The sequence below is a fragment of the Mesorhizobium sp. M0800 genome (genome assembly GCF_040320095.1).
GTDB lineage: Bacteria > Pseudomonadota > Alphaproteobacteria > Rhizobiales > Rhizobiaceae > Mesorhizobium.
Window position 1 is genome coordinate 1 of sequence record NZ_JAMYOZ010000089.1, and the last position, 695, is coordinate 695.

Consider the following 695-nt stretch of genomic DNA (forward strand, 5'->3'; position numbering starts at 1 on the left):
CCAAGCATTGCAGAGTGTCGTGCAGGAGGTTCTTGAAGCCGAGATGACGGAGGCGATCGGGGCCGAGAAAGGCGAGCGGACGGCGGAGCGGACGAGTTACCGGTCCGGCTATTACGAGCGCAAGCTGGTGACGCGGGTCGGGGTGCTGGAGCTTCGCGTTCCGCAGGATCGGGCTGGCCGGTTCTCGACGGAGTTGTTTGAGCGCTACCAGCGTTCGGAGAAGGCATTGGTGTCGGCGCTGGTCGAGATGTACGTGCAGGGCGTCTCGACCCGCAAGGTGAAGGCGGTGACGGAGGAATTGTGCGGCCACTCCTTCTCGGCCTCGACGGTGAGCGAGGCGACGATGCGGCTGGATGAGGCGCTCAAGGCGTTCTTCACGCGGCGGCTCGAGGAAAGCTATCCGTATCTCATCTTGGACGCGCGCTATGAACGGGCTCGCGAGGCGGGCGTGATCGCCAGCCAGGCGGTGCTGGTGGCGATCGGCGTGGATTGGGAGGGCCGGCGCCAGGTTCTGGGCGTGGAGCTGGCCAACCGGGAGAGCCATTCGAGCTGGCGCGAGTTCGTGACGGGGCTCAAGAATCGCGGGCTCGCCGGCGTCGAGTTCGTCGTCTCCGACGACCATCCGGGGCTCAGGGCGGCAATCCGCGAAGTGCTGCCCGAAGCGGTCTGGCAGCGCTGCTACGTGCACTTCCTCA

At 66.0% G+C, this 695-nt stretch carries 1 protein-coding gene; it reads left to right on the forward strand.

Annotated elements, in window-relative coordinates:
* Positions 1 to 695 (forward strand): IS256 family transposase (locus NKI18_RS33350; protein ID WP_353022097.1); only part of this gene is annotated, 695 nt, incomplete at both ends.